This is a genomic window from Liquorilactobacillus uvarum DSM 19971 (genome assembly GCF_001434935.1).
GTDB lineage: Bacteria > Bacillota > Bacilli > Lactobacillales > Lactobacillaceae > Liquorilactobacillus > Liquorilactobacillus uvarum.
The window spans coordinates 1-1,794 of record NZ_AZEG01000086.1 but is presented as its reverse complement, the minus strand read 5'-3'; the positions used below and the strand labels follow the sequence as shown (position 1 = coordinate 1,794).

Below are 1,794 nucleotides of genomic sequence, written 5' to 3'. Positions count from 1 at the left end.
GAGGCTGTGACATAAGTCTCCATAATAAAGGCCGGTTTGGAAAAATCTTTGGTTTTTCCAGACCGGCCTTTGTTATAATAGAAAATAAAAAAGAGTATCGGTTGCAGCCGATACTCTGCGAAATTATCCCCGAAAGGACATTCCTAATATGCAAGATTATTATAACATAAATCAAACTACCTTGAGTATCGCTTTAGATTACCTACCAGAAGAAAACCATCCAGCTCGTTACATCAATCAGTTGGTTGAAAGCTTAAAAATAAAATATGATTACCAGTTTGGTCGCCCACGGGAATACAACCTCGGTGCCATGTTAAAACTGGTTCTTTTGGCGTACAGCTACGGTATTTTCAGTAGTCGAAAAATTGAACGCTTTGCCCGTGAAAACAAGCCAGCTAGTTGGTTGATCTCCGATCAAGTACCGTCTTACCGAACAATTTGTCGGTTTAGGATTTCTGAAGAACTGACTACTTTAACGGCTGATAGTTTATCACAACTGACCCAATATCTCCGTCAAAATGGCATGGTTGACGATGTATCTTTTATTGATGGGACAAAGATTTTAGCTGATGCGAACAAATATAGTTTTGTTTGGAAGAAGAATACGATTCGCTTTGATCAAATGAATCGAAAAAAATTAGTGAAACTTTTAGGCGAACTACATGAAGCTAAAATTGTCGATGAAGTCCCGGCCGGTTCGAATTTAACTCCTGAATTGATAGACACGATGATCAGCAAAGTTGAGGACCACTTAGTGGTATTGAACGAAACCGTTGAAGCCACGAAGCAGGTCTCACCGAACCCAGCCAAACAGCAACGTCGTACCATTAAATCTCAAAAACGAAAACTTGACGAGCGGCGTGACAAAATGTGTGAACATCAAGCCCAACAAGTAATCTATGGTCAACGCAATAGTTACTCTAAAACGGACCACGATGCCACCTTTATGCGGGTCAAAGAAGATCCGATGCAAAACGGTCAATTGAAGCCCGCCTACAACTTTCAAATCGCCACAAGCAATCAATTTATCACGGGATATCAGTTGTTTCAGAACCCAACTGACACCCGAACGTTACAGACATTTATTAAACATTTAAAGGCCAACGATACGTTAGGTACCACCATCGTTGCCGATGCCGGATACGGTTCCGAAAGTAATTATCGGTACTTCGAAGACGAACTTGATCAGCATACCGCCTTGATCCCGTATGGGACGATGCTTAAAGAGAATAGTCGAAAATGGCGCAGTGACGACCGTAAAGTCATGAACTGGGATTATTACGCCAAGGATGATTATTTTGTCAATCCGCAAGGAGTGCGATTTAACTTTAAGGCGTATCGCCAGAGAACCGACAAATATGGATTTACTCGTGATTTCAAAGAATACGTTGCCGAAAAATTTAATGAGAACCACCAACTGATTCCCGCTGCATTAACACCAAAAGGAAATCTAAAAAAGATCTCCGTGAATGAAAATTGGGAATACTTTAAAGCTAAACAACGGGAGTTGCTTTCAGCTCCAAAGACCGGTCAAATCTATGCTCAGCGCAAGATCGACGTTGAACCGATTTTTGGTAAGATGAAGGCTTCTTTGCGTTTTAATCGCTTCTCGGTGCGTGGCTTTGAGAAGGTCACCAAGGAAGCCGGCATCGTCGTCATGGCATTAAATATCATGAAACTGGTCACGTTAGGGGCCAGCTTAAAAAATCAAAGACTTAAGCAAATAGGACGAGAAACCAAAATTCGGTTTCTCGTCCTATTTGCTTATACAGAGGCTAGTTATGTCACAGCCTC

At 41.5% G+C, this 1,794-nt stretch carries 1 protein-coding gene; it reads left to right on the top strand.

The window, feature by feature from the left end; translation table 11 throughout:
* Positions 1–148 precede the first annotated feature (148 nt).
* Positions 149–1,794: IS1182 family transposase (locus FD20_RS12460; protein WP_056992656.1), on the top strand; the 1,646-nt coding region annotated here is incomplete at its 3' end.